The sequence below is a fragment of the Methylobacterium isbiliense genome, from assembly GCF_022179325.1.
GTDB lineage: Bacteria > Pseudomonadota > Alphaproteobacteria > Rhizobiales > Beijerinckiaceae > Methylobacterium > Methylobacterium isbiliense.
On sequence record NZ_BPQQ01000050.1, the window covers coordinates 13848 to 37738 of the forward strand.

Here is a 23891-nt window from a genome sequence, read left to right on the forward strand (position 1 = left end):
TCGAGCGGAGGGGCTGCGGCTGTACACCGGTCCGTCTCCGTCTAGACTGGTCCGGCGGGCACGGCGATGAACGACCGTGCCTCGCCGGGAGGACCTGACGATGCGCCTGCGCCTGCACGCGGCTGCGGCCGTGACGGCAACGACCCTGTTCGCCCTGCCCGTCCGGGCCGAGATCGCCGTCTCGGCCAATGACGGCCACACCCTGCTGACGGATGCGGGCGTCCAGGTCGCCGCGCCCGCACCGGCCGAGGACAGTGTCACGATCCTCGATCTGTCGGCCGATCCGCCGAAGGTGCTCGGTGAGGTGAAGGCGCCCGCCAGCGTGGTCGGGCCGCCGCAATCCGTGGCGATCGCCCCCGACGAGAGTTTCGCCCTCGTCACCAGCGCCACCCGCATCGACCCCAACGATGCCGGCAAGCTCGTGCCGGACGACCGCCTCAGCGTGATCGACCTCACCAGCACGCCGCCGCGCGTCTCGGCGACCCTGCGGGCCGGCAAGGGCGCCGCGGGCGTCTCGATCGACCGCACGGGCAAGCTGGCGCTGGTGGCCAACCGGGCGGAGGGCACGCTCTCGGTCTTCACGATCAACGGGCGCGAGCTCACGCCGGCCGGCAAGGTCGAGCTCGGCAACGAGAAGGCGGGACCGAGCCACGTGGTCTTCACCCGCGACGGCCGCGAGGCCCTGGTGACGCGGGACGGCGACAGCAAGGTCTCGGTGCTCAGCATCGACGGCAGCACCGTCGCGTATGCCAAGCGGGATCTCACGGCGGGGGTGCGCCCCTACGGGATCGAGATCACGCCCTCCGGCGATCTCGCGCTCGTGGCCAATGTGGGCACGTCGAGCGGCGACCACGACACCGTCAGCGTGATCGACCTGCGGGCCAAGCCCTCGCGGGTCGTCAACACGGTGACGGTCGGCCCGACGCCGGAGGGCATCCGCCTGTCGCCCGACGGGCGCCACGTCGCCCTGGTGGTGGAGAACGGCAGCAACCTCGCCAAGACCTCGCCGTTCTTCGGCGACAAGGGCCTGCTGCGCGTCTACGCGCTGTCGGGCAGCGACCTGCGGAAGGTGGCGGAGGCGCCGATCGGCCGCTGGTGTCAGGGCGCGGTCTGGACCAGGGACGGCCGCAGCGTCCTCGTCCAGTGCATGATCGACCGCCGCATCGAGCGCTTCCGCTTCGACGGCGGCACGCTCACGCCGCAGGAGCCGGTGGCGCTCAGTGGCGGCGGGGCGGGCTTCCGCACGCGCGAGCCATGAGCCTCATGCGCTGATGCGGCGGCCGCCGGGACGCCCAGGCGGCGGAATCGGGTTCCGACCGGATCGGCCTACGGGCCGATCCGGTCGGCCGAGGGGCGCCGCTCAGGCGTTCTGCATCGCCTCGATGGCGCCCAGCGCCGGCTGGGCCTCGGGCGCCTCGCGGCGGCGGGCGGCGCGGGAGCGCACGTCGAGCCATGCGTCGTTGGCGAGGTCGAGGCGGGCGGCGGCGGCCTCCACGGCGGCGGCGAGGCCCTCGGGGGCGTAGTACACGCCGCGGATCTGGATGTTGGCGACCACGGCCTTGACGAAGGCGTTCCAGAGGTCCGCCCGGGGCGGCTGCGCCTCGGTCCAGAACCGGTCGAGGGAGCCCTGGTAGGTCAGCCCGTCCACGTCGTAGACGGCGGCCCCGAGGGTCATGATCGGCTTGCCGGCCCGCATCGCCCACATGCCGACGGTGCTGTTGACCGTCACCACGCCCTGCGACCCTTCCAGCATCGGCGCGAGGTTGCCGCCGTCCACGTAGTCGACGCGGTCGGCGACGTTCCACTTCTGCGCCGAGCGGCGCACGATCCGCCGCCAGTTGCGGATGTTGGGGTCGAGCGGGTGGACCTTGACGAGGAGGCGCGAGCCCGCCGGGGCATGGGCCGCGAAGGAGCGCAGCACCGTGTGGATCGGCGTCTTGAGGTCGAAGAACGGCGAATAGGCGCGCAGCTGGAAATCGTTCTCCATCTGCAGCGGCATGACGTAGTACGGCGTGCCGGCCTCGCGCAGGGACCGGACCAGCGCGTCCCCCTTCGGCCCGGTGCGCCGCGCCGTCAGCATGTGCAGGCCGGTGCCGAGATAGACCAGGGCCGGGTGATGCACCTGGTGCGAGCGGTAGCCGGGATAGAGCCACCAGAGCCAGTTGCTCATCAGGTGGTAGGCCATGTCCCAGACGACCTGGGTCAGGAAGCTGTCCCGGTAGCGCGGCGCGAGGTCGGGCTCGGGCGCGGTGCGGGCGAGGTCGAGGACGGCCTGCGGATCGCGGGGGAAGCAGGAATCCCCCGACATGCCGTCGCGCTCGAAGGTGATCCAGTCCGGCCGCAGGTAGCCGAAATCCGTCACCGTGACGTTCAGGTCCCGGGCCTTGGCCACCGCGATGGCGACCTTGTGGTAGAAGCGCTGCTCGCCCAGCAGCACGAGGTCGGTCACGCCCTCGCGGTCGATCAGGTCGGCGACGAAGGCCGGCCATTTCTCGCGCGAGCCGCGGAAGTTGATGCCGCCCGGGCGGCGCCAGAACAGCCAATCCCCGAAGCACAGGTTCACGCGCAGGCAGCGGTGCCCACGGGCTTCGAGCGCGCTGGCGATGTCGGCGAAGAACGGCGAGATGGGACCCTGCAGGAAGAGGAAGACCTGGCGGCTGGTCCGGCCCGGGGAGACGGCGCCGGCGTGTCTCGCAGGATCATCTCTCACGGGCACACCTCGGAACTGGTTGCGGGCGACGGGCGGGCGGTCCCGGCGTCGGGCCGGAGGGTTACGGACCGGTCGCGCCGGAGCAATGGCGGAAATGCAACAATCACCGGAATTCACCGGTCGCCGGGTCGGCCCGGTGCCCGGAGGCCGGTGGGCCGGCGCGGCGCATCGATGCGCCGCGGCACAGGAACGCGCCAAACGCGGCAGGAACAAGGAAAGACCATGAATTCCTGACGGTTTCCGCGGAATCGGGCCGCCGGACCGGGGCGGCGCCCTCCCCGTCACAGTGGCGACGCATTCCCGGGCGAGGAAGCGCGGCCTTGGGACGCGCCAACCAAGCTCCCGCCGCCTCCCGGGCCTGTGGATACGGTGCAACACCGGACGCTCGGCCGCGCCCGAACCGTCTGTTCAATCGCGTGCGGCGAGACTGACTGCTAAGTTGTGCGCGGCCGGGGCGGGGCCGAATCCCGCGGCCGGCCGGGCCGCAAAGGCGCCGTCCGGCGCCGTCCGGCGCCTCCGGGCGGTCGCGCGGTCCGGCGGCCCCTTCGAGACGATCGTGTGACCGGGCGCAGGCTCCCTGCCGGGGAGCCTCTGCCCGGCAAGGTGAGATGCCCGCGTCCGACCCGTCGGGGCGCGCAGGCCGCGTGTGGAGGTCATGTATGGTGCGCGTCGGTACGCTCGCAGCCCTGGCGGCCAGTCTGCTCTCGGGCTGCAGCTTCCTGCCCGCCGCCGGACCCACGGCCAGCGCGGTGGCGGACGGGGCCGGCATCGCCACCGACCAGGGCCTGTTTGCCCGCTACGAGATCATCGACGTCGACCCCGCGGTGGTCGAGGGCCTGCGCGGGCGCCCGCTCGACAGCCTGCTCGCCTCCTTCGGCGACCGCCGGCCCTCGCTGCAGCCGCTGATCGGCATCGGCGATGCCGTGTCGGTGACGATCTGGGAGGCGGGCACAGGCGGCCTGTTCTCCGGCCCGGTGATCGCCGACCGCTTTTCGTCGGGCTCGAAATCCTCCACCATCCCCGAGCAGATCGTCGGGCGCGACGGGGCGATCTCAGTGCCCTACGCCGGCCGGATCCAGGTGGCGGGCAAGCGCGTGCAGGACGTGCAGGCGCAGATCGAGCAGGAACTCGCCGGCAAGGCGATCCAGCCGCAGGTGCTCGTCACCGTGACCTCGCCGCTGAGCTCCAGCGTCACGGTGGTGGGCGAGGCCGCGAGCGCGGGGGCCGCACGCCTCGCCTCCCTGCGGGGCGGGCCGGCCTCGTCGATCGGCGGCGGGCGGGTCCCGCTCACCGAGAAGGGCGACCGCCTGCTCGACGTGCTGGCGGCGGCCGGCGGCGTCTCGGCCGCGGTGAACGAGACCTTCGTGCGGCTCTCGCGCGGGCCGACCACCGTCACGGTGCCGCTGATCACCGTGGTGTCGAACCCGCGCGAGAACATCTACCTGCGCCCGGGCGATACCGTCACGCTGGTGCGCGACCCCCAGACCTTCCTGGCGATCGGTGCGCTGGGGGCCCAGGCCGAGATCCCGTTCAGCGCCGACGGCATCACCGCCGCGCAGGCGCTCAGCAAGGCGCGCGGCCTCTCCGACTTCCAGGCCGACCCGGCGGGCGTGTTCATCTTCCGCTTCGAGCCGTCCACGGTGGTGCGCCGCCTGCGGCCGGCCAGCCCCCTGCTCGGCACGCCGCAGGTGCCGGTGGTCTACCGCTTCAACCTGCGCGACCCGAACAGCCTGTTCGTCACCCAGGCGTTCCGGATGCGCAACCGCGACCTCGTCTACGTGTCGAACGCGCCCTTCACCGAGGTTCAGAAGGTCCTCGGCGTGTTCTCCACCGTCACCGCCCCGGTCGCGGCCGGCGCCTCGATCTACTCGGTCACGCGCTGAGCCTGCTTCGCCGCATTGCCAGCGGTCCGGCGGCGCCGATGCGGCGGCGCCGGACGGGCCGTGCTACGGGGGCGCGACCACCCGCACCGGTGCCCCGCGGCGCCATGCGGCGATCGCCTCGACGGTGTCCTCGTAGAACATCCGGTAGGTGGCCTGCGTGACGTAGCCGAGATGCGGCGTGAGCACCGCGTTGGGCAATGCGCGCAGCGGGTGGTCCGGGGGCAGCGGCTCGTGGTCGTAGACGTCGAGGCCCGCCGCCGCGAGGCGACCGCCCCGCAGGGCGTCGATCAGCGCCGCCTCGTCGACGAGCGGCCCGCGGGAGGTGTTGATCAGGATCGCCTCGGGCCGCATCAGGCCGAGTTCGGCCGCCCTGACGAGGCCGCGTGTGGCGGGCGACAGCACCATGTGGAGGCTCAGCACGTCGGAGGCCCGGAACAGCGCCTCGCGCGTCACCAGCGCGGCCCCGCCGGCCTGCGCGCGCTCCGGGGTCAGGTTCGGGCTCCAAGCGATCGGCACCATGCCGAAGGCCGCGCCGATCGCCGCCATGCGGCTGCCGATGCGCCCCAGACCGAGGAGACCGAGCGTGCGCCCGTTCAGCACCGTGCCGATCGTCTCCTGCCAGCGCCCCTCGCGCATGGCGGCGAATTCCCGCGGCAGGTGCCGCGCACAGGCGAGGATCAGCGCGAAGGCGAGCTCCGCCGTGGCGATGCTGCCCTCGCCCGCGCGGGTGTGGCAGGCGGTGATGCCGGCCCGCGCGAGCGCCTCGAAGGCGATGGAATGCGTGCGCGCGCCGGTGAACACCACGAGCCGCAGGTTCGGCAGTGCCGCGATCAGCCCGGCGGGCAGCGGCATGCGCTCGCGCATCAGGCACAGCACCGTATAGGGCGCGAGGCGTTCGGCCGCCTCGTCGGGCGGGACCGGCCGGTCGAGGAAGTCGACCGCGACCCCGGGGCCGAGGGCCGCCCAGTCGGCGAGCCCCGCGGCGGCCCGCTGGTAATCGTCGAGCACCGCGACCCGGATCGGCTCGTCTCCCGGCATGCGCTTCCTCCCGTCCTGTCACGCTCTTCATAGGGGGGCGCCTCCAGTGCGGTCCAGCCGTGGCAGCGACTGTGCTAAGCAGGCGGCGCAGACGCATCCGACGGGCGTCCGCCACGCGCGTCCGGCGAGAGCCTGCCGCGGCGGCGGAGCGAACGTGGCGATACGGACTTGCGCCCGACGCGACGCCGCGGACAGGATGGCCGGGGCCGTGCTATGCGGCCGCCGGCCGGGGTCGGTGCGGAGGACGGGTTTGGTGGGTGAGCATGCGGGAGCGGCGGTGATGACGGTGCGGCGGGCGTCACGGGGACGCGCGGCACGGCTCGGCCTCGCCGTCCTGCTCTGCGCCGTCGGCGCGGCCGCAGCGCCGGCCCGGGCCGACGTGATCATCGGCGTGGCGGTGCCGCGCACCGGGCCGGTGGCGGGCATCGGCGAGCAGGTGCTTCAGGGCGTGCAGGCGGCGGCGCGGGACGCCAATGCCCGCGGCGGTATCGCGGGCGAGCCGATCGTGCTCAGCGTGCAGGACGACGGCTGCGACCCGGGCCAGGCGGTCGAGGTCGCCGAGCGCTTCATGCAGGCGCAGGTGCGGCTCATCGTCGGCCACGTCTGCTCCAGCGCCTCGCTCGCCGCCTCGGACGTCTACGCCGCCAACGGCGCGGTGATGATCAGCCCGGCCTCGAATGCCGCCCGCCTCACCGACCGCGGCCTGCCCACCATCTTCCGGGTGTCGGGCCGGGAGGACGACCAGGGCCGGCTCTCGGCGACCATCCTGGCCGAGCGCTTCCGCGACAAGAAGATCGCCATCCTGTCGGACGACACGCCGCTCTCGCGCAGCCTCGCCGACTCGACCAAGGCCAACCTGAACAAGATCGGCCAGAACGAGGCGCTGTTCGCCACCATCGTGCCCGGCCAGACCGACGACGCGGCGCTGATCAAGCGGCTGCAGGCCGCCGGCATCGAGGTGGTGTATTACGGCGGCCATTACCAGGAGATGGGGCGCCTCGTGCGCACCGCCGCCGAGCAGGGCTACCGCCCGCAATGGTTCGGCACCTCAGGCATCGCCACCAAGGAGTTCGGCGCGCTGGCCGGGCCGGCCAGCAACGGCGTGCTGATGACCTTCAACCCGGACCTGCGCCGCAAGCCCGAGGCGGCCGCGGCCGTCAAGGCGTTCCAGGCCGAGGGCGTGGATCCGGGCGGCTTCACCCTCTACGGCTACGCCGCCCTGCAGGCCCTGGTGGAGGCCGGCAACTTCGCCAAGTCCACCGACCCGAAGACGGTGGCCGAGACCCTGCACGCGGAGCGGTTCAACCTCGTGCTCGGCAATGTCGGGTTCGACCAGAAGGGTGACGTCACCGCCCCGGGCTACGTCCTCTACGTCTGGCGCGACGGCGCCTTCACGTACGCCAATTGACCGACACGGCCGAGAGGCCGAAAGACCTTTTCTACGCCAGGGGCTTGGCGTGATTCGCTGATCCTGCGCGCGAGAATGGGGCACTCGCGTGAAGATCCTCGCGCGCAGGATCAGAGGTTGCGCGCACTACCCTGATCCCGCTGCGGTCTTCGCCTCAGGCGCGAAGGCGCGCCTCGGTGGCGGCGATGAGCGTGCACAGCGCGATCACCTCGGCGGCGGCCTCGACCTCCGCGAGGCTCGGATAGGACGGTGCGAGGCGCAGCATGCGGTCGTCGGGGTCGCGGCCGTACGGGTGCGTGGCGCCGGCCGGCGTCATCGCGAGGCCGCAGCCGGCGGCGAGCTCCACCACCCGGGTGGCGCAGCCATCCGGCACCTCCAGCAGGATGAAGTAGCCTCCCTCGGGCGTCGTCCAGCGGGCCGCGCCCGAGCCGCCGAGCACCCGCTCCAGCGTGTCGGTGACGGCCTTGAACTTCGGGGCCAGCAGGCGGCGGTGGCCCTCCATCAGCCGCTCCAGCGCGTTCGCCTCGCGCAGGAAGCGGACGTGGCGCAGCTGGTTGAGCTTGTCCGGTCCGATGCTGCGCTTGCCCGCATGGCCGAGATACCAGCGCAGGTTCTCGGGCGAGGCGGCCAGGAAGGCGAGCCCCGCCCCCGCGAGCGTCACCTTCGAGGTCGACGCGAACACGATCGGCCGGTCCGGCCGGCCGGCCGCCGCGGCGGCCTCCAGCACGTTGCGCAGGTTCGGCCGGCGCTCGGTGAGATGGTGGAGCGCGTAGGCGTTGTCCCAGAACAGCCGGAAGTCGGGCGCGCCGGCCTCCATCCGGGCGAGCCGCTCCACGGTCTCGTCCGCGTAGGTCTCCCCGCCGGGATTGGAGTATTGCGGCACGCACCACATTCCCTTCACCCGCGGATCGCGCACGCGCTCCTCGACCACCGCCATGTCGGGGCCGGTGGGCGTCATCGGCACCGCCTCCATGACGAGGCCGTAGGTCTCGCAGAGGGCGAAGTGGCGGTCGTAGCCCGGGACCGGGCAGAGGAAGCGGATCTCCGGCTCGCGCGACCACGGCCGCTCGCCGCCCGGCACACCCTTCAGGAGCGCGTAGACGAGGCAATCGTGCATGAGCGCCAGGCTCGAATTGTTGCCGACCGCGATCTGCTCCGGCGGCGCCCCGAGCACGCCGGAGAACAGCGCACGCACCTCCGCGAGTCCCTGCACGCCGCCGTAATTGCGCGCGTCCTCCCCCGCCTCGGTGAGGTGGTCGCGGTTGCCGGGGAGCGTCAGCAGACCTTCCGAGAGGTCGAGCTGCTCGGGGGACGGCTTGCCGCGGGTCATGTCGAGCTTGAGCCCGCGGCTCTGGAGGCTGGCGTAGCGGGCCTGCAGCTCCGCGAGCGTGCTGCGCAGGAGGTCGGGCGTCTGGTCGGCGAGCGGGGGCATGGGATCAGGTCCGGGAGCTCGGCGCCAGCCTCGCGCAGCCGGAACGCAGGGTCCAGCCGGAGGGGCGCACGGCACATGAAAAAGGCGGCCCCGGGGGACCGCCTTCGTGGGTGGGATGGGAGGGAGCCGTCAGGCCGCCTCGTCCGTCTCGGCGGCCTGCGTCGGGCCCGAATCCTTGCCGCGCGCATCCACGTCGCGGTCCACGAACTCGATCACCGCCATCGGGGCGTTGTCGCCGTAGCGGAAGCCCGCCTTCATGATGCGGCAATAGCCGCCGGGGCGGCCCTGGTAGCGCGGCCCGAGCACGTCGAACAGCTTCCGGACCATCGCCTCGTCGCGGATCTGGGCGATGGCCTGGCGGCGGGCGTGCAGGTCGCCGCGCTTGCCGAGCGTGATCAGCTTCTCGACCACCGGACGCAGGTCCTTGGCCTTGGGCAGCGTGGTGACGATCTGCTCGTGCTTGATCAGCGCCGCCGACATGTTGGCGAACATCGCCTTGCGGTGCTCGACCGTGCGGTTGAAGCGGCGACCGCGGAATCCGTGACGCATGGCTGTCTCCTTTGATTCTCGGCCGCCGTGCCACGGGCCGGCCGGTGTTGATTGGCGAATGGCGAAGAGCGAGTAGAGGGATGCGGAGAGGGCGCGCCAGCCGGAACGCCCCTGTTCGCTACTCCCTACCCGCTCCTCGCCCTCAGTAGTGCTCCTCGAAGCGCTTGGCGAGATCCTCGATGTTCTCCGGCGGCCAGCCGGGGACGTCCATGCCGAGGTGCAGGCCCATGGCGGCGAGCACCTCCTTGATCTCGTTGAGCGACTTGCGGCCGAAGTTCGGCGTGCGCAGCATCTCGGCTTCCGTCTTCTGAATGAGGTCGCCGATATACACGATGTTGTCGTTCTTCAGGCAGTTCGCCGAGCGGACCGACAGCTCCAGCTCGTCCACCTTCTTGAGCAGGGCCGGGTTGAAGGGGAGCTGCGGCGCGAGCGGCGCGGCCTCCTCCTTGCGGGGCTCCTCGAAGTTCACGAAGATCTGCAGCTGATCCTGGATGATGCGGGCCGCGTAGGCGAGCGCATCCTCGGGCGAGACCGCACCGTTGGTCTCGACCGTCATGGTCAGCTTGTCCTTGTCGAGATCCTGGCCCTCGCGGGTGTTCTCGATGCGGTAGGACACCTTGGTGACGGGCGAGAACAGGGCGTCGACCGGGATCAGGCCGATCGGCGCGTCCTCGGGCCGGTTGCGGTCGGCCGGGACGTAGCCCTTGCCGGTCGCCACCGTGAACTCCATGCGGATCTCCGCCCCCTCGTCGAGGGTGCAGAGCACGAGATCCGGGTTCAGGATCTGGATATCGCCGATCGTGCCGATGTCGCCCGCCGTGACCGTGCCGGGGCCGGTCTTGCGCAGGGTCATGCGCTTGGGCGCGTCGCTGTTCGAGCGGATCGCGATGGTCTTGATGTTGAGGACGATGTCCGTGACGTCCTCGCGCACGCCCGGGATCGACGAGAACTCGTGCAGCACGCCGTCGATGTGCACGGAGGTGACCGCCGCGCCCTGGAGCGAGGACAGGAGCACGCGGCGCAGCGCGTTGCCGAGCGTCGTACCGAAGCCGCGCTCCAGCGGCTCGGCCACCACGGTGGCGACGCGCTTGGGGTCGTGCCCCGGGACGACGTCGAGCTTGTTCGGCTTGATCAGCTCTTGCCAGTTCTTCTGAATCACCACGGTGACACCTCTCGTCGGCCTGACCAGGCAGGAGGCCGCGTCCGGCCCTGCCCTCGCCTCGTCCTGATGGTCTCGGGTACCCGGGGAAAGCGGATGCGGTCAGGACCCCGCCTCGTCACGCTTGCCCTGCCGGTCAACGGAGAAGCCCAGCGTCCTTCCCAGGACGCCGGGCGCTCCTTCGATCCTCCCGCCGGTGCGGCCTCGCGCCCGGCAGGCCGGCTTCGGATCAGACGCGGCGGCGCTTGCGCGGCCGGCAGCCGTTGTGCGGGATCGGGGTGACGTCGCGGATTGACGTCACGGTGAAGCCCGCGGCCTGCAGCGCGCGCAGGGCCGATTCGCGGCCCGAGCCCGGGCCCGACACCTCGACCTCGAGGGTGCGCATGCCGTGCTCGGCGGCCTTGCGGCCCGCATCCTCGGCCGCGACCTGGGCGGCGTAGGGGGTCGACTTGCGCGAGCCCTTGAAGCCCATCGCGCCGGCCGACGACCACGAGATCGTGTTGCCCTGCGCGTCCGTGATGGTGATCATCGTGTTGTTGAACGAGGCGTTCACGTGGGCGACGCCGGACACGATGTTCTTGCGCTCGCGACGGCGGATGCGGGTTGCTTCCTTGGCCATAATCTCTTTCGATCCTTCAGGCGCGCCCGTGGTGCCAGGCGCTCGGGACGGTGTGCTGGAGGAGGCGGCGCGCGGCGGCCGCCGGGCGGACCGGGGGCGAGGACGTCCCGGGTCCGGATGGTCGCTGCCGGCTTACTTCTTCTTGCCGGCGATCGGCTTCGCCTTGCCCTTGCGGGTGCGGGCGTTGGTGTGGGTGCGCTGGCCGCGCACCGGCAGGCCGCGGCGGTGGCGCAGGCCGCGGTAGCAGCCGAGATCCATCAGGCGCTTGATGTTCATCGCGACTTCGCGGCGCAGATCGCCTTCCACGATGTAGTCGCGGTCGATGGTCTCGCGGATCTGCAGCACCTCGGCGTCGGTGAGCTGGTTCACGCGGCGCTCGGCCGGGATCCCGACCTTGGTGGTGATCTCCTCGGCCTTCTTCGAACCGATGCCGTGGATGTACTGCAGCGCGATGACGACGCGCTTGTTGGTCGGGATGTTGACGCCAGCGATACGGGCCACGTGTGCTCTCCATGGGCGCCCGGGCTGGCGGAGCCTGCGCAGGCGCGAAGTCGTGAGGGGTGTCGCGCGTCCGGTGGAGTCCGGCCCCTGCGCGCCGTCCCGACGGCAAATCGGCCCGGAGCGGCCTTGCAACAGGCACGCCGGGCCGTCCGGGTCTGAACGAAGGAGGGCGGACTAGCGCGGACGTGCGGCCTTGTCAACCGGCGGGTCCGGCGCGGCCTCACGCCGAGACCGGCTGCAGGCCGCGCAGGAGCGTCTCGATCTCTCCCGTCACCGCGTCGATCGGCGCCATGCCGTCGACCGTGCGCAGCAGGCCGGTGCCGGCATAGTGCGCCGAGAGCGGCGCGGTCTGCCGGCGATAGGCGTCGAGCCGGGTCTTGAACACCTCGGGGGTGTCGTCCTTGCGCACCGCCTCGCCGCGCGCCTCGGTCTCCGCAGCGCGCTTCGCGATGCGGCCGACGAGCGCGTCCTCGTCCACCTTGAACTCGACCACGGCGTCAAGGCGCAGGCCCTTGGCGGCGAGCATCTCGTCGAGGGCGACCGCCTGCGCCACGGTGCGCGGGAAGCCGTCGAGGATGAAGCCGCGCTTGGCGTCGGGCTCCTCGATGCGGTCCGCCACGATGCCGACCACCACCTCGTCGGGAACGAGCGCGCCGCTCTCCATCAGGCTCTTGGCCTTGAGCCCCACCGGCGTGCCGGCCGCCACGGCCGCGCGCAGCATGTCGCCCGTCGAGAGCTGCGGGATCCCGAACCGCTCGACGATCCGCGTCGATTGCGTGCCCTTCCCGGCACCCGGCGGGCCGAGGAGTATGATCCGCATAACCTGTCTCTCCCTTGGGCGCCCGGGACGGCGACGGCGTCCGCCCGGGGCCTCGTTCTAGAGCATGGCCGCCGGCCGACGGAACCAGACCACGTGCCAAAGCCCGGGCGCGCCGACGGCCCGCCCGCGGCCGATGATGCGGGAACGGGCGGATCGGCGAAACCCGTCCCGCGCCCCGACTATGGGCTAACGCCGCCGGGCGCCGCGCAGCTTCGCCTTCTTCACCAAGCCCTCGTACTGGTGCGCCAGCAGGTGGCCGTGGACCTGGGCCACCGTGTCCATCGTCACCGAGACGACGATCAGCAGCGAGGTGCCGCCGAAGTAGAACGGCAGCGAGGCGTAGGAGACCAGGATCTCGGGGATCAGGCAGATCAGCGTCAGGTAGGCGGCGCCGATCACCGTGATCCGGCTGAGCACCTTGTCGATGTACTCCGCCGTGCGCTCGCCCGGCCGGATGCCCGGGATGAAGCCGCCATGCTTCTTCAGGTTGTCGGCCGTCTCCTGCGGGTTGAACACCACCGCCGTGTAGAAGAAGGCGAAGAAGATGATCAGGGCCGCGTACAGGATCATGTAGGCGGGCCGCCCGTGGCCGAGATAGGTGGCGAGCGTCGCGACGATGCCGGTGCCGTTCGGGTCGGTCTGGAAGCTCGCGGCGGTGGCCGGCAGCAGCAGCAGCGAGGAGGCGAAGATCGGCGGGATCACCCCCGGGGTGTTGAGCTTGAGCGGCATGAACGAGGTCTGGCCCTCGTACATGCGGTTGCCGACCTGGCGCTTGGGGTAGTTGATCAGGAGCCGGCGCTGGGCGCGCTCCATGAACACGATGAAGTAGACGACGACGGCCGCCATCACGGCGACGCCCAGGATGACGGGCGTCGAGAGCGCCCCCTGGCGGCCGAGTTCGAGCGTGCCGGCGATGGCCGAGGGGAGGTGGGCGACGATGCCCGCGAAGATGATGAGCGACGAGCCGTTGCCGATGCCGCGCGAGGTGATCTGCTCGCCGATCCACATCAGGAACAGGGTGCCGCCGGTCAGCGTGATCACCGTCGAGATCACGAAGAACGGCCCGGGATCCTGGACGATGCCGCCCGAACTCTGCAGGCCGACCGCGATGCCCCAGGCCTGGAAGATGGCCAGCACGACCGTGAGGTAGCGCGTGTACTGGTTGAGCACCTTGCGGCCGGATTCGCCCTCCTTCTTCAGCGCTTCGAGCGAGGGCAGCACCGAGGTGAGGAGCTGCACGATGATCGAGGCCGAGATGTAGGGCATGATGTTGAGCGCGAAAATCGCCATGCGCTCGACCGCACCCCCCGAGAACATGTTGAACAGCCCGAGCACGCCCCCTTGCGCGTTGGCGAAGCTCTGGCGCAGCGCGTCGGGGTCGATCCCGGGCAGCGGGATGTAGGTGCCCAGGCGGTAGACGATCAGCGCGCCGAGGGTGAACCAGATGCGCTTCTTGAGTTCCTCGGCCTTGGCGATGGCGCCGAAGTTGAGGTTGGCGGCGAGCTGCTCGGCTGCAGAGGCCATGATCGTGTCCTCAGAGCATTGTCCGACGACGTGGGTAGCGGTCCGTCGCGGACGATGCGGCAAGATCGAAGACCTGGAGCAGCCTTGCGGTCCGGTCGGGCCTGAAGGCTGCGCCAGGGAGCGGCGGGGCGCGGCGGCGCCTGAAAACAAGGACGGCGGCCTCGCGCTGCTCGCACGGGCCGCCGCCGATCTCGTCCGACTTAAGGGCTGCCTTACGCGGACGCAACCGCGCCGTCGGTCGCGGCGAGCGACTGGGTCACCGACCCGCCCGCCTTCTCGATGGCCGCGACCGCCGACTTCGACGCGCGCGCGACCTCGAAGGTCAGCTTGGCGGAGAGTTCCCCGACGCCGAGGATCTTCACGCCGTCGCGCACCCGGGCGACCACGCCCGCGGCGTGCAGCGCCTCGACGGTGACCGGCACCGCCGGGTCGAGCCGGCCGGCATCCACCGCCTGCTGGATGCGCCCGATATTCACCTCGTTGAGGTCGGTCGCGCCCGGGTTGTTGAAGCCGCGCTTCGGCAGGCGCCGATGCAGCGGCATCTGACCGCCCTCGAAGCCCTTGATGGCCACGCCGGAGCGGGCCTTCTGGCCCTTCACGCCGCGGCCCGCGGTCTTGCCCTTGCCCGAGCCGATGCCGCGGCCGACGCGCATCCGGTTCTTGGTCGCGCCTTCGTTGTCGCGAATCTCGTTCAGCTTCATGACGCCCTCCTCACGCCGCGTCGTCGAGGACGCGCACGAGGTGATGCACCTTCGCGATCATGCCGCGCACGGACGGGGTGTCCGGGAGCTCGGCGATGCGGTGGAGCTTGTTCAGCTTGAGGCCGATCAGCGTCTGGCGCTGGCTGGCCTCGCGGCGGATCGGGGAGCCGATCTGCTGAACCCGCACGGTCTTGTCTGCCATCTCGCTCCTCCTCACGCGGCGTCGGCCGAATCGGCCGAGCCGGGCTCGGCGTCGCGGCGGCGAGCCTGGAGCGCCGAGACCTTGAGGCCGCGGCGAGCCGCCACGGCACGCGGGGAATCCTCGCGCTTCAGGGCGTCGAAGGTGGCGCGGATCAAGTTGTAGGGGTTCGACGAGCCGAGCGACTTCGCCACCACGTCCTGCATGCCGACCGACTCGAACACGGCGCGCATCGGGCCGCCCGCGATGATGCCGGTGCCCTGGGGCGCGGCGCGCAGGATGACCTTGCCGGCGCCGTGACGGCCGGCGACATCGTGGTGGAGCGTGCGGCCCTCGCGCAGGGCCACGCGGATCAGGCCGCGCTTGGCCGCCTCGGTGGCCTTGCGGATGGCTTCGGGCACCTCGCGGGCCTTGCCGTGGCCGAAGCCGACGCGGCCCTTCTGGTCGCCCACGACCACGAGCGCCGCGAAGCCGAAGCGCCGGCCGCCCTTCACCACCTTGGCGACGCGGTTGATGTGGACGAGCTTGTCCACGAACTCGCTGTCGCGCTCCTCGCGGTCGTCGCGGCGACGACCCTCACGTTCACGTGCCATCAGATCACATCCGGTTCACTGGCGCGGGCGGCGGTCCCGCTCGCGTGTTGTCTTGTCCGCCGTGGGTGCGGGGCGCGGGGCCCCGCCCGGAGGAAGTCCCTCAGAACTCCAGCCCGCCCTCGCGGGCGGCATCGGCCAGCGCCTTGACGCGGCCGTGGTAGAGGTAGCCCGAGCGGTCGAAGATCACCTTGGTGACCCCGGCCGCCTTGGCGCGCTCCGCCAGCAGCTTGCCCACCTCGGCGGCGGCGGCCTTGTCGGCGCCGGTCTTCAGGGTGGTGCGCAGGTCCTTGTCCAGGGTCGACGCCGCGGCGAGCGTGCGCCCGTTCGCATCGTCGATGACCTGGACGTAGATCTGCTTGGAGGAGCGGAACACCGAAAGGCGCGGACGCCCGTTCGCCGCCGCCCGGATCGCCCGGCGCACGCGGGCGCGGCGACGGTCCTGCAGGTCGATTTTGCGAGACATCTCCGGCGATCCTTACTTCTTCTTGCCTTCCTTGCGGAAGATGAACTCGCCGGCGTACTTCACGCCCTTGCCCTTGTAGGGCTCGGGGCCGCGGTACTCGCGGATCTCCGCCGCGATCTGGCCGACGCGCTGCTTGTCGATGCCCGCCACGATGATCTCGACCGGCCGCGGCGTCGTGATCGTGATCCCGGCCGGGATCTCGTACTCGATGTCGTGGCTGTAGCCGAGGGACAGCTTCAGCACCTTGCCGGCGACCGCGGCGCGGTAGCCGACGCCGTTGATCTCCAGCTTCTTCTCGAAGCCCTTGGTCACGCCCTCGACGAGGTTGGCGACCTGGGCGCGCGAGAGGCCCCACATCGCGCGGGCCTCCTTGGTCTGCGAGCGGGGCTGCACCGAGATGGCGCCGTTCTCCTGCGTGACCTCGACTTGGTCGGGGACGCGGAAGGACAGCTCACCCTTGGAGCCCTTGATCTTGACGGTCTGGCCGTCGACCGTGGCGGTGACGCCGGCCGGCACGGTCACGGGCTTCTTGCCTACGCGGGACATGATCGTCTCTCCTGATGCGGCTGCCGGGTCAGAAGACCTTGCAGAGCACCTCGCCGCCGACGTTGCGCTCGCGCGCCTCGTGGTCGGCCATGACGCCCAGCGGAGTGGACACGATGGTGATGCCCAGACCGTCGGCGACGCGCGGCAGGGTATCGACCGACGAATAGACCCGGCGGCCGGGCTTCGAGACGCGCTCGATGGAGCGGATCACGGGCGCGCCGTCGTGGTACTTCAGCTCGATCGCGAACTCGGTGCGCCCGTTGCCGTAATCGGTCGTGGCGTAGTCGCGGATGTAGCCTTCGGACTTCAGCACGTCGAGGATGCGGGCGCGGAGCTTGGAGCCCGGCGTCTGCACCACGTTGCGGCGGCGCTGCTGACCGTTGCGGATGCGGGTGAGCATATCGCCCACGGGATCGGTGATCATCGGTGGCGCCCTCCCCTTACCAGCTGGACTTCACGAGGCCCGGGATCATCCCGCGCGAACCGAGGTCGCGCAGGGCGACGCGGGAGATGCCGAGCTTGCGGTAATAGGCCCGCGGGCGGCCGGTCATCTCGCAGCGGTTGCGGATGCGGGTCGGGTTGGCGTTGCGGGGAAGCTCCGCCAGCTTGAGGCGCGCCTCGAAGCGCTCCTCCATCGGCAGCGACTCGTCGTTCGCCGTCGCCAGCAGCGCCTCACGCTTGGGGGCGTAAAGCTGGGCCAGCGCGCGCCGCTGCTTGTTTCTCTCGATCTTGCTCTTCTTGGCCATCTCTAATGCTCTCCGGTTGCCGCGTCTGAGGAGTGGGATCCCCTCACTGCCGGAACGGGAAGTTGAAGTGCTTGAGCAGGGCGCGGGCCTCGGCATCGGTCTTCGCCGTCGTGGTGACGACGATGTCCATGCCCCAGCTGTTCTGCGCCTTGTCGTAGTTGATCTCGGGGAACACGAGGTGCTCCTTGATCCCGAGGGCGTAGTTGCCGCGTCCGTCGAAGGACTTCGGGTTCAGGCCGCGGAAGTCGCGCACGCGCGGCAGCGCGATGGTGACGAGGCGGTCCATGAACTCGTACATGCGCTGGCGGCGCAGCGTCACCTTGCAGCCGATCGGCATGTTCTCGCGCACCTTGAAGGTCGCGATCGCCTTGCGGGCGCGGGTGATCACCGGCTTCTGGCCGGCGATCAGGCCGAGATCCTCGGCCGCCACCGTCGCCTTCTTGGAATCCTGGGTCGACTCGCCCACACCCATGTTGATGACGATCTTCTCGATCGCCGGCACCTGCATGGGGTTCGTGTAGCCGAACTCCTGGATCATCTTGGGGCGCACCACGTCCTCGTAGTGCTTCTTGAGCCGCGGCGTGTAGCCGTCCTTCACCGCCTCAGCCATCGATCAGATCTCCCGAGCGCTTCGCGAAGCGCACCTTGCGCCCGTCCTCCAGGATGCGGAAACCGACCCGGGTGGGCTTGCCGTCCTTGGGGTCGCGCAGGGCCAGGTTTGACAGGTCGATCGCGGCCTCCTTGGAGATGATGCCGCCCTCCTGGTTCTGCGTCTGGCGCTGGTGGCGCTTGACGAGGTTCACGCCGCGCACAAGCGCCCGGTTCTCCTTGGGCATCACCTGGATCACCTCGCCCGAGCGGCCCTTGTCGCGGCCGGTCAGCACGATGACGGTGTCGCCCTTCTTCACCTTCGCGGCCATCACAGCACCTCCGGGGCGAGCGAGATGATCTTCATGTGGTTGCGGGCGCGCAGCTCGCGCGGCACCGGCCCGAAGATGCGGGTACCGATCGGCTCCTTCTGGTTGTTGATCAGCACCGCCGCGTTGCGGTCGAAGCGGATCACCGAGCCGTCGGGACGGCGCACGTCCTTGGCGGTGCGCACGACGACCGCCTTCATGACGTCGCCCTTCTTCACGCGGCCGCGCGGGATCGCCTCCTTCACGGAGACCACGATGATGTCGCCGACGCCGGCGTATTTGCGCTTGGACCCGCCGAGCACCTTGATGCACATCACGCGACGTGCGCCGGAATTGTCGGCGACGTCCAGATTCGTCTGCATCTGGATCACGACCCAACACCCTTTCCTTGTTTCAGGCAGGTCTCCGCGGCGCGGATCGCGCCCCGGACGGCAGCCTGATGGGGATCTGACGTCCCCGCCATTGAAGAGACCGCGCTGCGGCGCTGGGGCCGGCGCGGTCGACGAACGCGATGAAGGGCGCGGACACCCGTCATGTCTGTCGTGGAGGCCGGTCGGTTACACCGGTTCGGCCCGGATGACAAGCGGTTTCGGGATCCGCCGAGCGGATCCGCCGCGTCCCCCTCCCCCGCCGGGCGCGGAGGAGCCGGCGCGTCACGCCTCGGCGGTCGCCGCCTCGGCCGCCCCACCCTCGACCAGCTTCCAGGTCTTGAGCTTGGAATAGGGCCGCGACTCCTCGATGAACACCATCTGCCCGACCTTGGCGACGTTGTTCTCGTCGTGGGCGTGGTAGTTCTTCGACCGGCGCACGGTCTTCTTCATCACCGGGTGGGTGAAGCGGCGCTCCACCTTCACCACGACGGTCTTGTCCTGCTTGTCGCTGACCACGACGCCCTGCAGCACGCGCTTCGGCATGGGCTCCTACTCCTATCAGCCTTGCGCCGCCTGCAGCGTCTTCTGACGCTGCAGGGTCCGGACGCGGGCGATGTCCCGGCGCACCTCGCGGATGCGCGCGACGTTCTCGAGCTGACCCGTCGCCCGCTGGAAGCGCAGGTTGAACTGCTCCTTCTTCAGGTTGACGAGTTCCTCGCTGAGCTGATCCGGCGACAGCGCGCTCAGGTCAGACTGCCTCTGGCTCGACTTCATGGTGGTGCCTCCCTCAATCCGCGATGCGCTGGATGAAGCGCGTGCGGACCGGCAGCTTGGCGGCCCCGAGCCGCAGCGCCTCGCGGGCGATGTCCTCGGCGACGCCGTCGATCTCGAACATGACCCGGCCCGGGTGGACGCGGGCCGCCCAGTATTCGGGCGAGCCCTTGCCGGAGCCCATGCGGACCTCGGTCGGCTTCTGGGTCACGGGCACGTCCGGGAAGATCCGGATCCACACGCGGCCCTGGCGCTTCATCTCGCGGGTGATCGCGCGGCGGGCCGCCTCGATCTGGCGCGCGGTGACGCGCTCGGGCTCCAGGGCCTTGAGGCCGTAGGAGCCGAAGTTCAGGTCGGTCCCGCCCTTCGCGGTGCCGTGGATGCGGCCCTTGAACTGCTTGCGGAACTTCGTCTTCTTGGGTTGCAGCATCGCAGCCTCTCAAAACCTCCAGCGTGGCGTCGTCAGGCCGCGTCGCGTCCGCCGCGGTCACCGCGGTCGCCGCGCTCGCCCCCGCGCTCACGCTCGCGACGCCCGCCCGAGCGGCCGCCCTCCTCGTGGGCACGCTTGTCCTGCGCCATCGGGTCGTGTTCGAGGATCTCGCCCTTGAACACCCACACCTTGATGCCGCAGGTGCCGTAGGTGGTGAACGCGGTCGCCGTGCCGTAATCGACGTCGGCGCGCAGCGTGTGCAGCGGCACCCGGCCCTCGCGGTACCACTCCAGGCGCGCGATCTCGGCCCCGCCGAGGCGGCCCGAGCAGTTGATGCGGATGCCCTCGGCGCCCAGACGCATGGCCGACTGCACGGCCCGCTTCATCGCCCGCCGGAACGCCACGCGGCGCTCGAGCTGCTGGGCGATCGAATCGGCCACGAGCGTCGCGTCGATCTCGGGCTTGCGCACCTCGACGATGTTGATCGTCACGTCGGCCTTCGTCATCGTGCCGACGAGCTTGCGCAGCTTCTCGATGTCGGCGCCCTTCTTGCCGATCACCACGCCCGGACGGCCCGAGTGGATGGTGACGCGGCACTTCCGGTGCGGACGCTCGATCACGATCTTGGAGACCGCGGCCTGCTTGAGCTGCTTCATCAGCGCCTGGCGGATCGCGACGTCCTCATGCATGAGGCGGGCGTACTCGCCCTTGTTCGCGTACCAGCGCGAGTCCCAGGTCCGGTTGATGCCGAGCCGGAGACCGATCGGATTGACCTTCTGTCCCATCGTTAACTCCTCACGCGGCCTCGGCCCGGACCTCACGCACCACGATGGTGAGGTTCGAGAACGGCTTCAGGATGCGCGCGCCGCGACCGCGGGCGCGGGCGTGGAAGCGCTTGAGAACCAGCGCCTTGCCCACGTAGGCCTCCTTGACGACGAGATCGTCGACATCGAGGTCGTGGTTGTTCTCGGCGTTGGCGATCGCGCTCTCGAGGCACTTCTTGACCTCGACGGCGATGCGCTTCTGCGAGAACTGCAGGTCGGCGAGCGCGGTCGCGACCTTCTTGCCCCGGATCAGCTGCGCCACGAGGTTCAGCTTCTGCGGGCTGACGCGCAGCATACGCGCGACGGCCTTCGCCTCGTTCTCGGGGAGCGCGCGGGGTGCTGCTGCCTTGCCCATCTTAGCGCCTCTTCGCCTTCTTGTCGGCCGCGTGCCCGTGGAAGGTCCGGGTCGGCGAGAACTCGCCGAACTTGTGCCCGACCATCTCCTCGGTGACGTAGACCGGGATGTGCTTCTGCCCGTTGTAGACCCCGAAGGTCAGGCCAACGAACTGCGGAAGGATCGTGGAGCGGCGGCTCCAGATCTTGATCACCTCGCTGCGGGTGGAGCCGCGCGCGGTTTCCGCCTTCTTGAGGAGGTAGCCGTCAACGAACGGCCCCTTCCAGATCGAACGTGCCATGGGTCGAAGCTCCTTCGCCCTTACTTCTTGCGGTTGTGGCGGCTCGACACGATGAAGGTGTCGGTCCGCTTGTTCGAGCGGGTCTTCTTGCCCTTGGTCGGGAAGCCCCACGGGGTGACCGGATGACGGCCGCCCGAGGTGCGGCCCTCGCCGCCGCCGTGCGGGTGATCGATCGGGTTCATGGCGACGCCGCGGTTGTGCGGGCGCCGGCCGAGCCAGCGCTTGCGACCCGCCTTGCCGAGCGAGATGTTCATGTGGTCGGGGTTCGAAACCGCGCCCACCGTGGCGTAGCACTGGCCGTGCACGAGGCGCTGCTCGCCCGAGTTCAGGCGCAGCGTGACGTAGCCCTGGTCGCGGCCGACGATCTGGGCGTAGTTACCCGCCGAGCGGGCGATCGCCCCGCCCTTGCCGATCTTCAGCTCGACATTGTGCACGATCGTGCCCACCGGCATCGCGCCGATCGGCATGGCGTTGCCGGGCTTGATGTCGACGCTGTCGCCCGACACCACCTTGTCGCCGGCCTTCACGCGCTGCGGCGCCAGGATGTAGCTCTGCGCCCCGCCCTCGTAGGTCACGAGCGCGATGAAGGCGGTGCGGTTGGGATCGTACTCGATCCGCTCCACCGTCCCGACCTTGCCGGCGTGCTCGCGGCGCTTGAAGTCGACGTTGCGCAGCGTGCGCTTGTGCCCGCCGCCCCGGAACCGGACCGTGACCCGCCCGAGGTTGTTGCGGCCGCCCGACGAGGTCTTGCCCTCGGTGAGCGCCTTGACCGGCTTGCCCTTGTAGAGTTCGGACCGGTCCACGATCACGAGCTGGCGAAGGCTCGGCGTGACCGGCTTGAATGTCTTCAAAGCCATTGTCTTCTATCCCTTAACGCCGTCCTCTCAGAGCCCGGTCGTGACGTCGATGGTCTGGCCCTCTTCGAGGGTGACGATCGCCTTCTTCACGTCCGAACGCTGGCCGCGCTGACCGCGGAACATCTTGGTCTTGCCCTTGGTGACGAGCGTGTTGACGCTCTTCACCTTGACCTCGAACAGTCTCTCGACCGCTTCCTTGATCTGCGGCTTGGTGGCCTTCGGGGCGACCCGGAAGACGACCTTGTTCAGCTCCGAGAGGTTGGTGGCCTTCTCGGTGATCACGGGAGCGACGATCACGTCGTAGTGGCGCGGATCCGCACTCATTTGAAACGCGCCTCCAGCGCATCGACCGCCGCGCGCGTCAGGACGAGCTTGTCGCGACGCAGGATGTCGTAGACGTTGATGCCCTGCACCGGCAGGACGTCGATCGAGGGCAGGTTGCGCGCGGCACGGCCGAAGTTCTCGTCCACCTCGGACCCGCCGATGATGAGCGCGTTCGACCAGCCGAGCTTGCCGAAGCGGTCCTTGAGCGCCTTGGTCTTGGCCTCCTCCAGCCGCACGTCGTCGACGATGACGAGGGAGGCGGCCTTGGCCTTGGCCGAGAGGGCGTGCCGCAGCGCCAGCGCCCGGACCTTCTTGGGCAGGTCGTGGGCGTGCGAGCGCACCTGCGGCCCGTGGGCCGGGGCGCCGCCGCGGAACTGCGGGGCGGTCGCGGCGCCGTGGCGGGCGTTGCCGGTGCCCTTCTGCTTGTACATCTTCTTGGTGGTGCGGGCGATCTCGCCGCGCGTCTTCACCGAGTGGGTCCCGGCCTGGCGCTTGGCGAGCTGCCAGCGCACGCAGCGCTGCAGCAGGTCGGCGCGGGGCTCAAGCCCGAAGATGGCGTCGTTGACCTCGACCGAGCCGGCTTCCGCCCCGTCGAGCGTCGTGATCTCGAACTTCATCACGCGTTCTCCTCAGCGGCAGGAGCGTCGGGGGCGGCCTGAGCGGTCTCGGCCGGCGTGCCGCCGTTGGCTTGCTCGCGGAACTTGCCCGGCATCGGCGCCTCGGCCGGCAGCTTGCGCTTGACCGCGTCGCGGATCTGGATCCAGCCGCCGGCGACGCCCGGAACCGCACCCTCGACCAGGATCAGGCCGCGCTCCGGATCGGTGCGCACGACGCGCAGGTTCTGGGTCGTGACCCGCTCGACGCCGAGATGGCCCGGCATCTTCTTGTTCTTGAAGGTCTTGCCCGGATCCTGGCGGCCGCCGGTCGAACCGATCGAGCGGTGCGAGATCGACACGCCGTGCGAGGCCCGCAGACCGCCGAAGTTCCAGCGCTTCATGCCGCCCGCGAAACCCTTACCCGTGGTGGTGCCCGTCACGTCGACGAACTGCCCCGGGATGAAGTGGTCGGCGGTGATCTCGGCGCCAACCGGGATCATCGCGTCCTCGCTTACGCGGAACTCGGCGAGCTTGCGCTTCGGCTCGACCTTGGCGATCGCGAAGCGGCCGCGCTCGGCCTTGGACACGTTCTTGACCTTGGCCTTGCCCACGCCGACCTGCAGCGCAACGTAGCCGTTCTTCTCGACCGTGCGGTGGGCCACCACCTGGCACTGATCGACCTTGAGCACCGTGACCGGAACATGCTCGCCAGCGTCCGTGAAGACGCGGGTCATGCCGACCTTCTGTGCGATGACTCCTGAGCGCATGGTTCTCCCCCGCGCATTCTGCCCGAAACTCCGAAGCCCTCAGGGCCTCAGAGCTTGATCTCCACGTCCACGCCCGCCGCGAGGTCGAGCTTCATCAGCGCGTCCACGGTCTGCGGGGTGGGGTCGACGATGTCGAGCACGCGCTTGTGGGTGCGCATCTCGAACTGCTCGCGCGACTTCTTGTCGATGTGCGGCGAGCGGTTGACGGTGAACCGCTCGATGCGGGTCGGGAGCGGGATCGGCCCGCGGACCTGCGCGCCCGTCCGCTTCGCCGTCGAGACGATCTCGCGGGTCGACGAGTCCAGGATGCGATGATCGAACGCCTTGAGGCGGATGCGGATGTTCTGGCCGTTCATAATGTCTTGGTCCTCGCGACGGGGAAGGGGCGGGCTCGAGGGCCCGCCCCCTCACCTGTCCCGTTGGAGTGGGCCGGTTCGGTTATTCCGAGATGGAAGCGACGACGCCGGCGCCGACGGTGCGCCCGCCCTCGCGGATGGCGAAGCGCAGC

The 23891-nt window shown here is 70.2% G+C and carries 34 protein-coding genes; 3 read left to right on the forward strand and 31 right to left on the reverse strand.

The genetic code is table 11. The features are described 5' to 3' along the window. Window positions 1–100: 100 nt before the first annotated feature. On the forward strand, window positions 101–1258 hold the full coding sequence (locus tag MFF61_RS20960; RefSeq protein WP_238237876.1) for a YncE family protein: 1158 nt from the start codon (window positions 101–103) through the stop codon (window positions 1256–1258). 102 nt (window positions 1259–1360) lie between these two features. Here MFF61_RS20960 and MFF61_RS20965 read toward each other — a convergent pair whose 3' ends face one another. Then, on the reverse strand, window positions 1361–2710 hold the full coding sequence (locus tag MFF61_RS20965; RefSeq protein WP_238237879.1) for a capsule polysaccharide biogenesis protein: 1350 nt from the start codon (window positions 2708–2710) through the stop codon (window positions 1361–1363). A gap of 659 nt (window positions 2711–3369) precedes the next feature. Between MFF61_RS20965 and MFF61_RS20970 the strand changes: the two genes are divergently transcribed. Then, entirely contained in the window at window positions 3370–4593 is a 1224-nt protein-coding gene (locus MFF61_RS20970; RefSeq protein WP_238237890.1) for a polysaccharide biosynthesis/export family protein, read from the forward strand. Between the two features lie 63 nt (window positions 4594–4656). On the opposite strand, the gene MFF61_RS20975 is transcribed toward MFF61_RS20970, so the two are convergent. After that, window positions 4657–5631: a D-2-hydroxyacid dehydrogenase family protein gene (locus tag MFF61_RS20975; protein ID WP_238237893.1), complete on the reverse strand. Its 975-nt coding sequence runs from the start codon at window positions 5629–5631 to the stop codon at window positions 4657–4659. 280 nt (window positions 5632–5911) lie between these two features. On the opposite strand from MFF61_RS20975, the gene MFF61_RS20980 reads away from it, so the two are divergent. Beyond that, complete coding sequence (locus tag MFF61_RS20980) at window positions 5912–7039, forward strand: branched-chain amino acid ABC transporter substrate-binding protein (RefSeq protein WP_238237976.1); 1128 nt, start codon at window positions 5912–5914, stop codon at window positions 7037–7039. A gap of 154 nt (window positions 7040–7193) precedes the next feature. Here MFF61_RS20980 and MFF61_RS20985 read toward each other — a convergent pair whose 3' ends face one another. The 29 genes from MFF61_RS20985 to MFF61_RS21125 all read right to left on the reverse strand — a co-directional run. Then, on the reverse strand, window positions 7194–8471 hold the full coding sequence (locus MFF61_RS20985) for an aspartate aminotransferase type Ic (protein WP_238237895.1): 1278 nt from the start codon (window positions 8469–8471) through the stop codon (window positions 7194–7196). Between the two features lie 129 nt (window positions 8472–8600). Then, window positions 8601–9020, reverse strand: coding sequence for a 50S ribosomal protein L17 (rplQ, locus tag MFF61_RS20990; RefSeq protein ID WP_238237898.1), 420 nt, complete (start codon window positions 9018–9020; stop codon window positions 8601–8603). A gap of 142 nt (window positions 9021–9162) precedes the next feature. Then, the gene (locus tag MFF61_RS20995) at window positions 9163–10209 is read right to left on the reverse strand and encodes a DNA-directed RNA polymerase subunit alpha (protein WP_238237978.1); all 1047 of its coding nucleotides are present in this window, start codon (window positions 10207–10209) and stop codon (window positions 9163–9165) included. Window positions 10210–10408: 199 nt separating this feature from the next. Then, window positions 10409–10798 carry a 30S ribosomal protein S11 gene (gene rpsK / locus MFF61_RS21000; RefSeq protein ID WP_012330319.1) on the reverse strand — a complete coding sequence of 130 codons (390 nt, stop codon included), beginning with the start codon at window positions 10796–10798 and terminating at the stop codon, window positions 10409–10411. Window positions 10799–10930: 132 nt separating this feature from the next. Next, window positions 10931–11299 carry a 30S ribosomal protein S13 gene (rpsM, locus tag MFF61_RS21005; protein WP_238237901.1) on the reverse strand — a complete coding sequence of 123 codons (369 nt, stop codon included), beginning with the start codon at window positions 11297–11299 and terminating at the stop codon, window positions 10931–10933. 220 nt (window positions 11300–11519) lie between these two features. Next, on the reverse strand, window positions 11520–12119 hold the full coding sequence (locus tag MFF61_RS21010; protein ID WP_238237914.1) for an adenylate kinase: 600 nt from the start codon (window positions 12117–12119) through the stop codon (window positions 11520–11522). 186 nt (window positions 12120–12305) lie between these two features. Then, a complete protein-coding gene (gene secY, locus MFF61_RS21015) occupies window positions 12306–13643 on the reverse strand; it encodes a preprotein translocase subunit SecY (protein ID WP_238237918.1) in 1338 nt (445 codons plus the stop codon). Window positions 13644–13855: 212 nt separating this feature from the next. Then, the gene (rplO, locus tag MFF61_RS21020; RefSeq protein WP_238237921.1) at window positions 13856–14344 is read right to left on the reverse strand and encodes a 50S ribosomal protein L15; all 489 of its coding nucleotides are present in this window, start codon (window positions 14342–14344) and stop codon (window positions 13856–13858) included. A 10-nt stretch (window positions 14345–14354) separates the two neighbouring features. Further along, the gene (gene rpmD, locus MFF61_RS21025) at window positions 14355–14546 is read right to left on the reverse strand and encodes a 50S ribosomal protein L30 (protein ID WP_238237926.1); all 192 of its coding nucleotides are present in this window, start codon (window positions 14544–14546) and stop codon (window positions 14355–14357) included. An 11-nt stretch (window positions 14547–14557) separates the two neighbouring features. Continuing rightward, a complete protein-coding gene (gene rpsE, locus MFF61_RS21030; RefSeq protein WP_238237929.1) occupies window positions 14558–15136 on the reverse strand; it encodes a 30S ribosomal protein S5 in 579 nt (192 codons plus the stop codon). 100 nt (window positions 15137–15236) lie between these two features. Further along, complete coding sequence (gene rplR / locus MFF61_RS21035; RefSeq protein WP_238237932.1) at window positions 15237–15599, reverse strand: 50S ribosomal protein L18; 363 nt, start codon at window positions 15597–15599, stop codon at window positions 15237–15239. A 12-nt stretch (window positions 15600–15611) separates the two neighbouring features. Next, window positions 15612–16145, reverse strand: coding sequence for a 50S ribosomal protein L6 (gene rplF, locus MFF61_RS21040; RefSeq protein ID WP_238237934.1), 534 nt, complete (start codon window positions 16143–16145; stop codon window positions 15612–15614). Between the two features lie 28 nt (window positions 16146–16173). Next, window positions 16174–16569 (reverse strand): 30S ribosomal protein S8, encoded by a 396-nt coding sequence (gene rpsH, locus MFF61_RS21045; RefSeq protein WP_238237945.1) that lies wholly within the window; start codon window positions 16567–16569, stop codon window positions 16174–16176. Between the two features lie 16 nt (window positions 16570–16585). Continuing rightward, the gene (gene rpsN / locus MFF61_RS21050; protein ID WP_238237949.1) at window positions 16586–16891 is read right to left on the reverse strand and encodes a 30S ribosomal protein S14; all 306 of its coding nucleotides are present in this window, start codon (window positions 16889–16891) and stop codon (window positions 16586–16588) included. A 43-nt stretch (window positions 16892–16934) separates the two neighbouring features. After that, window positions 16935–17501: a 50S ribosomal protein L5 gene (rplE, locus tag MFF61_RS21055; RefSeq protein ID WP_238237951.1), complete on the reverse strand. Its 567-nt coding sequence runs from the start codon at window positions 17499–17501 to the stop codon at window positions 16935–16937. Further along, the gene (gene rplX / locus MFF61_RS21060) at window positions 17494–17811 is read right to left on the reverse strand and encodes a 50S ribosomal protein L24 (protein ID WP_238237954.1); all 318 of its coding nucleotides are present in this window, start codon (window positions 17809–17811) and stop codon (window positions 17494–17496) included. Before rplX ends, rplE begins: the two co-directional genes overlap by 8 nt. Then, on the reverse strand, window positions 17811–18179 hold the full coding sequence (rplN, locus tag MFF61_RS21065) for a 50S ribosomal protein L14 (protein ID WP_012330332.1): 369 nt from the start codon (window positions 18177–18179) through the stop codon (window positions 17811–17813). Before rplN ends, rplX begins: the two co-directional genes overlap by 1 nt. Window positions 18180–18461: 282 nt before the next feature. Then, entirely contained in the window at window positions 18462–18722 is a 261-nt protein-coding gene (rpsQ, locus tag MFF61_RS21070; protein WP_238237957.1) for a 30S ribosomal protein S17, read from the reverse strand. Window positions 18723–18737: 15 nt separating this feature from the next. Beyond that, window positions 18738–18953 (reverse strand): 50S ribosomal protein L29, encoded by a 216-nt coding sequence (rpmC, locus tag MFF61_RS21075; RefSeq protein WP_238237959.1) that lies wholly within the window; start codon window positions 18951–18953, stop codon window positions 18738–18740. A 13-nt stretch (window positions 18954–18966) separates the two neighbouring features. Beyond that, entirely contained in the window at window positions 18967–19380 is a 414-nt protein-coding gene (rplP, locus tag MFF61_RS21080; RefSeq protein WP_012330335.1) for a 50S ribosomal protein L16, read from the reverse strand. Between the two features lie 32 nt (window positions 19381–19412). Beyond that, entirely contained in the window at window positions 19413–20165 is a 753-nt protein-coding gene (gene rpsC, locus MFF61_RS21085; RefSeq protein WP_238237961.1) for a 30S ribosomal protein S3, read from the reverse strand. Window positions 20166–20175: 10 nt separating this feature from the next. Continuing rightward, entirely contained in the window at window positions 20176–20559 is a 384-nt protein-coding gene (gene rplV / locus MFF61_RS21090; protein ID WP_015928591.1) for a 50S ribosomal protein L22, read from the reverse strand. Window position 20560: 1 nt separating this feature from the next. Further along, window positions 20561–20839 carry a 30S ribosomal protein S19 gene (gene rpsS, locus MFF61_RS21095; RefSeq protein WP_238237963.1) on the reverse strand — a complete coding sequence of 93 codons (279 nt, stop codon included), beginning with the start codon at window positions 20837–20839 and terminating at the stop codon, window positions 20561–20563. 20 nt (window positions 20840–20859) lie between these two features. Then, the gene (rplB, locus tag MFF61_RS21100) at window positions 20860–21696 is read right to left on the reverse strand and encodes a 50S ribosomal protein L2 (RefSeq protein ID WP_238237966.1); all 837 of its coding nucleotides are present in this window, start codon (window positions 21694–21696) and stop codon (window positions 20860–20862) included. Window positions 21697–21723: 27 nt separating this feature from the next. Then, window positions 21724–22020 carry a 50S ribosomal protein L23 gene (locus MFF61_RS21105; protein ID WP_238237968.1) on the reverse strand — a complete coding sequence of 99 codons (297 nt, stop codon included), beginning with the start codon at window positions 22018–22020 and terminating at the stop codon, window positions 21724–21726. After that, window positions 22017–22637: a 50S ribosomal protein L4 gene (rplD, locus tag MFF61_RS21110; RefSeq protein ID WP_238237971.1), complete on the reverse strand. Its 621-nt coding sequence runs from the start codon at window positions 22635–22637 to the stop codon at window positions 22017–22019. Before rplD ends, MFF61_RS21105 begins: the two co-directional genes overlap by 4 nt. Then, window positions 22637–23383 carry a 50S ribosomal protein L3 gene (gene rplC, locus MFF61_RS21115; protein WP_238237974.1) on the reverse strand — a complete coding sequence of 249 codons (747 nt, stop codon included), beginning with the start codon at window positions 23381–23383 and terminating at the stop codon, window positions 22637–22639. Before rplC ends, rplD begins: the two co-directional genes overlap by 1 nt. A gap of 47 nt (window positions 23384–23430) precedes the next feature. After that, window positions 23431–23739 carry a 30S ribosomal protein S10 gene (gene rpsJ, locus MFF61_RS21120; RefSeq protein WP_012330343.1) on the reverse strand — a complete coding sequence of 103 codons (309 nt, stop codon included), beginning with the start codon at window positions 23737–23739 and terminating at the stop codon, window positions 23431–23433. A gap of 82 nt (window positions 23740–23821) precedes the next feature. Continuing rightward, window positions 23822–23891, reverse strand: a 70-nt coding sequence (locus MFF61_RS21125; protein ID WP_490390956.1) for an EF-Tu C-terminal domain-related protein, incomplete at its 5' end; no start/stop codon positions are given.

What these genes read in the sequence shown, in the direction of transcription:
- MFF61_RS20960 (WP_238237876.1), top strand. Translation starts at nt 101, where the DNA reads ATGCGCCTGCGCCTGCACGCGGCTGCGGCCGTGACGGCAACGACCCTG.
- MFF61_RS20970 (WP_238237890.1), top strand. Translation starts at nt 3,370, where the DNA reads ATGGTGCGCGTCGGTACGCTCGCAGCCCTGGCGGCCAGTCTGCTCTCG.
- MFF61_RS20975 (WP_238237893.1), bottom strand. Translation starts at nt 5,631, where the DNA reads ATGCCGGGAGACGAGCCGATCCGGGTCGCGGTGCTCGACGATTACCAG.
- MFF61_RS20980 (WP_238237976.1), top strand. Translation starts at nt 5,912, where the DNA reads ATGACGGTGCGGCGGGCGTCACGGGGACGCGCGGCACGGCTCGGCCTC.
- MFF61_RS20985 (WP_238237895.1), bottom strand. Translation starts at nt 8,471, where the DNA reads ATGCCCCCGCTCGCCGACCAGACGCCCGACCTCCTGCGCAGCACGCTC.
- rplQ (WP_238237898.1), bottom strand. Translation starts at nt 9,020, where the DNA reads ATGCGTCACGGATTCCGCGGTCGCCGCTTCAACCGCACGGTCGAGCAC.
- rpsK (WP_012330319.1), bottom strand. Translation starts at nt 10,798, where the DNA reads ATGGCCAAGGAAGCAACCCGCATCCGCCGTCGCGAGCGCAAGAACATC.
- MFF61_RS21010 (WP_238237914.1), bottom strand. Translation starts at nt 12,119, where the DNA reads ATGCGGATCATACTCCTCGGCCCGCCGGGTGCCGGGAAGGGCACGCAA.
- secY (WP_238237918.1), bottom strand. Translation starts at nt 13,643, where the DNA reads ATGGCCTCTGCAGCCGAGCAGCTCGCCGCCAACCTCAACTTCGGCGCC.
- rplO (WP_238237921.1), bottom strand. Translation starts at nt 14,344, where the DNA reads ATGAAGCTGAACGAGATTCGCGACAACGAAGGCGCGACCAAGAACCGG.
- rpmD (WP_238237926.1), bottom strand. Translation starts at nt 14,546, where the DNA reads ATGGCAGACAAGACCGTGCGGGTTCAGCAGATCGGCTCCCCGATCCGC.
- rpsE (WP_238237929.1), bottom strand. Translation starts at nt 15,136, where the DNA reads ATGGCACGTGAACGTGAGGGTCGTCGCCGCGACGACCGCGAGGAGCGC.
- rplR (WP_238237932.1), bottom strand. Translation starts at nt 15,599, where the DNA reads ATGTCTCGCAAAATCGACCTGCAGGACCGTCGCCGCGCCCGCGTGCGC.
- rplF (WP_238237934.1), bottom strand. Translation starts at nt 16,145, where the DNA reads ATGTCCCGCGTAGGCAAGAAGCCCGTGACCGTGCCGGCCGGCGTCACC.
- rpsH (WP_238237945.1), bottom strand. Translation starts at nt 16,569, where the DNA reads ATGATCACCGATCCCGTGGGCGATATGCTCACCCGCATCCGCAACGGT.
- rpsN (WP_238237949.1), bottom strand. Translation starts at nt 16,891, where the DNA reads ATGGCCAAGAAGAGCAAGATCGAGAGAAACAAGCAGCGGCGCGCGCTG.
- rplE (WP_238237951.1), bottom strand. Translation starts at nt 17,501, where the DNA reads ATGGCTGAGGCGGTGAAGGACGGCTACACGCCGCGGCTCAAGAAGCAC.
- rplX (WP_238237954.1), bottom strand. Translation starts at nt 17,811, where the DNA reads ATGGCCGCGAAGGTGAAGAAGGGCGACACCGTCATCGTGCTGACCGGC.
- rpsQ (WP_238237957.1), bottom strand. Translation starts at nt 18,722, where the DNA reads ATGCCGAAGCGCGTGCTGCAGGGCGTCGTGGTCAGCGACAAGCAGGAC.
- rpmC (WP_238237959.1), bottom strand. Translation starts at nt 18,953, where the DNA reads ATGAAGTCGAGCCAGAGGCAGTCTGACCTGAGCGCGCTGTCGCCGGAT.
- rplP (WP_012330335.1), bottom strand. Translation starts at nt 19,380, where the DNA reads ATGCTGCAACCCAAGAAGACGAAGTTCCGCAAGCAGTTCAAGGGCCGC.
- rpsC (WP_238237961.1), bottom strand. Translation starts at nt 20,165, where the DNA reads ATGGGACAGAAGGTCAATCCGATCGGTCTCCGGCTCGGCATCAACCGG.
- rplV (WP_015928591.1), bottom strand. Translation starts at nt 20,559, where the DNA reads ATGGGCAAGGCAGCAGCACCCCGCGCGCTCCCCGAGAACGAGGCGAAG.
- rpsS (WP_238237963.1), bottom strand. Translation starts at nt 20,839, where the DNA reads ATGGCACGTTCGATCTGGAAGGGGCCGTTCGTTGACGGCTACCTCCTC.
- rplB (WP_238237966.1), bottom strand. Translation starts at nt 21,696, where the DNA reads ATGGCTTTGAAGACATTCAAGCCGGTCACGCCGAGCCTTCGCCAGCTC.
- MFF61_RS21105 (WP_238237968.1), bottom strand. Translation starts at nt 22,020, where the DNA reads ATGAGTGCGGATCCGCGCCACTACGACGTGATCGTCGCTCCCGTGATC.
- rplD (WP_238237971.1), bottom strand. Translation starts at nt 22,637, where the DNA reads ATGAAGTTCGAGATCACGACGCTCGACGGGGCGGAAGCCGGCTCGGTC.
- rplC (WP_238237974.1), bottom strand. Translation starts at nt 23,383, where the DNA reads ATGCGCTCAGGAGTCATCGCACAGAAGGTCGGCATGACCCGCGTCTTC.
- rpsJ (WP_012330343.1), bottom strand. Translation starts at nt 23,739, where the DNA reads ATGAACGGCCAGAACATCCGCATCCGCCTCAAGGCGTTCGATCATCGC.